Origin of the sequence: Oenococcus oeni DSM 20252 = AWRIB129 (assembly GCF_000372485.1) — a bacterium.
Classification (GTDB): Bacteria; Bacillota; Bacilli; order Lactobacillales; family Lactobacillaceae; genus Oenococcus; species Oenococcus oeni.
Genome location: NZ_AQVA01000022.1, coordinates 1 through 3,636 on the forward strand (window position 1 = coordinate 1; position 3,636 = coordinate 3,636).

Here is a 3,636-nt window from a genome sequence, read left to right on the forward strand (position 1 = left end):
AATGTCAAGATAATGAAAAAGACGATGATAAAAAAATCTCTCGCCTTAACAATTTGTTTCTCAATTATCTCTTAAGCCAATCGGAATCAAGCAAAAAATGATTGGTTTTATTTTTTTTGACTAAAAAATTCTCTTTAATTTTAATAGTCGATTACAAATGCTTGTAATAAGGTTAGGCCGGTTCTTCAACAGGAATTAACAAGAAATCAAAAAAATTACCTTTAATTAACTGGGGCAACATATCTTTACAACCAGCATTTTATTTATATATAAATTATTATATAGGTGTGCCTCGGGGAAATAGTTTGTAATTTGCCTGAGGCATAACAACAAACCCAGAGCTTTGATTCAACCTCTTTATGTATTTTTTATTCCCATTTCTAAGTACAAAAACAAAGACAGTAAGAACCTCTAGTGTTTAATATTTCTATTTTGGATTCGATGTAAATATTCCGATATAAATAAAAAAATTTTCAAGATCGCCAAGGGCTTACAGCACTCTTGGCGGTTTTTAATTAAATAAAATACTTTTTTGTTCCTATTAACTATATTCATATTTTTTGCTAGGACTTGATATTTTAAATATAAAAAAACATAAATTATAAATATTTAAAGATCTCAATACTATAAAAATTACAAATATTTAATATTAAAAACCCAAATCCGATTACTTAGCAAAATCGAAAATGGGTCATTATTAATAATTTTTCAATGATAAATTATTGGTGCACTTAAAACTGGTTATTTACTAATCCTGTTTTTTTTGCTTTCTTTCAACTTCATTAACTTTAACAGGTGGCTTTTTAGTATTCTTAGCCTCTTCGTCTTTTTTATTGACCTTTTCTTGTTCGTCTTTTTTATCTGCCACAATTCCTCCTAGAATAAATCTTTACCCATTCATTATAAGACAAAATATTAATCTAAATGATTGACGTGAGTGCACCATAAAAGTGCCTAGCAAGCTTTTATAACTAAACAAGACTAAAATACTAATGTATTTTCATAATTGAAGTATAGTTTGTTTTCAAGAATAAAAATACGGAAGGAAGAATAGGAGAAAATATGAAGAAAAAACGTTCCATGATCAATAACAGCTTTTTAAAATACAGCGCTTATGTTATCTCCTTGGGAGGTTTTTTGTTTGGCTACGACACAGGTGTTATAAACGGTGCTTTAGCTTTTATGAGCAAACCTGGAGAATTAAATTTAACACCAGGGTTACAAGGTGTCGTTTCGAGTTCTTTAATTTTAGGAGCATGTTTAGGGGCTTTAGGATGTGGAAATATTGCAGATAGATTCGGAAGAAAACGAACCCTGCGATGGATTGCAGCCCTATTCACCATTTCAACATTTTTCTGTGCTATTTCGATGAATTTTGCTTTTATGGCTGTTTTTCGTTTTATTCTTGGCTTGGCAGTTGGAGCCGCCTCTAGTTTATCGCCAATGTATTTGGCCGAAATTTCTCCAGAAAAAGTTCGCACGATTAACGTTAATAAAAATGCCATCTTCATTGTATTAGGCCAATTAGCGGCTTTCTGTGTGAATGCTATCTTAGGAAATATTTGGGGAAGCTGGGGCCCGATTTGGAGAGTAATGATCGTTTCTGCGAGTGTGCCAGCAATCATTTTATGGATTAATTCCTTTCATATCGGTGGCAGCCCTCATTGGCTCCTTTTAAAAAAAAGATTTAAGCATGCAAGAAGTTTATTTTCCAAACTTGGATTTTCAAAGGAAGTATCTGCTGATTTTGAAAATAATTCCAGAAAGAGTAGCAATAAACAAGAAATTCTAGCTTGGAAAAAAATCTTTAAAACTCCTAGTTTAATTTATCTTTTGATTTCCGGCATAATTATCGCCTTAATACAACAATTTTCTGGCGTAAATACAGTTATGTATTATGGAACAATCTTGTTAGAAAAAGTTGGTATGGGGCAAGGAGGATCTTTGTATGCCAACGTTTTGATTGGATTAGTTTCAGTAATTGCTAGTATATTTGGTACTAGGCTAATTGCAAAATATGATCATCACAGAATGCTCTTAATAGGTTTATCTGGTAATATAACTTTTCTTGCTCTCTTGGCTTTTGTTATGCATCTTAACTTTTTTAATCAAACTATCACGAGTCTATTGGTCCTGATTTTGTTAACTTTATTCTTGGCAAGCCATCAAGGTATTGTTAGCCCAGTAACTTGGTTAATCATGTCTGAAATGTTTCCAACGATTGTTAAAGCTAGATTTATGTCAATTGCAACTGCTACGACTTGGATCACAAATTTTTTGATTAGTTTGGTCTTTCCTTTGTTAGTAGCGGGATTGGGTGTTGCTATGTCATTCTTAATTTTTGCTATAAGCAATGGTGTTAGTGTATTGCTTTCTATTTTTGTGATTAATAAAAGAGAAATACATAAGGCTTATCAGAAAAATGACTTTTTGACAAAAAATGCAAACTAAATAAGTTTAAATTTTAAAGGAGAAAATTATGTCTAATTTTTTTATTAAAGGGAATAAAACTGTAACAGTATTACCAACTAATGGCCGAGCAAAGTTTTTTGCTTTTGGTATTCCAAACTATACCAATTTAGGTGATCAAGCTGTTTCACTAGCTTCACGGAAATATATCGAAAAAGAATTTCCGGAATATGAATATATAGAAATTTTAGAAGAAAATAATGATGAAGGAATTGAAGCAGTCAAAAAAATTATTACTTCTCAGGATATCGTTTCTTTTGTCGGCGGTGGTAATATGGGAAGCCTTTATACTGACCATGAATCAGCAAGAAGAAAAGTTTTTTCAACATTTATAAATAACCTGACAATTTCTTTTCCAGAATCAATTAATTTTGAGGATAATCCACAGGGTCAAAAAGAACTGAAATTGAGCCAGGAGGCTTATAATAAAAATCCACATTTATATTTAGTGGCTCGTGATGCACAAAGCTATCACCGTATGCAAACTACTTTTAAGAGCCATGTTTTATTCACACCTGATATGGTTCTATATTTAAACCCAAGAGATTTTCATTTTGAAAGATCAGGTGCCTTATTTGCTTTGCGTCGTGATGGAGAAAAAGTTATAAAAGACGAACTAGTTGAAGAACTAAAGGATTTACTTGATAATGGTCAGCGACCAATTAAGCAAACTGACACAGTTCTTGATGATGTCGATCGAATTACCCCACTGACGCGTGAAAAACTATTTGATCAGGAACTGGAATTATTTGCTCATCAAGAGATGATTATTACTGATCGTTGGCATGCAATGGTATTTTCTGTTTTAACCGGAACACCTTGTTTACTCTTTGGTAATAGTTATGGTAAAGGAAAACATGCTTATTTCGATTGGCTAGAACACATTAATTGGATCGACTATACAGATGAATCTGATCCAGAGCGTTTAAAAGAAGCGATTCACCGTTTAATGAATAGCAAAACGCATGATTTTGACTTACATCCTGATTTTGAGCAATTACATCGTGTAATTGCCAGACATTCAAATATCATTAAGTAGTTCCTTTTGTATAAAAATAACGACCATAAAAATTTTATTCAAAGAATTAAAATTAGTTTATAAAGTTGTAAAAGAGAGGAGAAAGTTTATATGGTATTATCGCGTTCCGTTCCAAATATTGTTTTAAA

2 protein-coding genes are annotated in these 3,636 nt (G+C 31.8%); both read left to right on the plus strand.

Going from position 1 to position 3,636, the window contains the following annotated elements:
• The first annotated feature begins 1,062 nt into the window (after positions 1 to 1,062).
• Positions 1,063 to 2,451, plus strand: coding sequence for a sugar porter family MFS transporter (locus A3G9_RS0109180; RefSeq protein ID WP_002821284.1), 1,389 nt, complete (start codon positions 1,063 to 1,065; stop codon positions 2,449 to 2,451).
• 28 nt (positions 2,452 to 2,479) lie between these two features.
• Positions 2,480 to 3,508, plus strand: coding sequence for a polysaccharide pyruvyl transferase family protein (locus tag A3G9_RS0109185; protein ID WP_002821285.1), 1,029 nt, complete (start codon positions 2,480 to 2,482; stop codon positions 3,506 to 3,508).
• Positions 3,509 to 3,636 lie beyond the last annotated feature (128 nt).

Coding starts and splice junctions, on each gene's coding strand:
- A3G9_RS0109185 (WP_002821285.1), top strand. CDS start 2,480: ATGTCTAATTTTTTTATTAAAGGGAATAAAACTGTAACAGTATTACCA.
- A3G9_RS0109180 (WP_002821284.1), top strand. CDS start 1,063: ATGAAGAAAAAACGTTCCATGATCAATAACAGCTTTTTAAAATACAGC.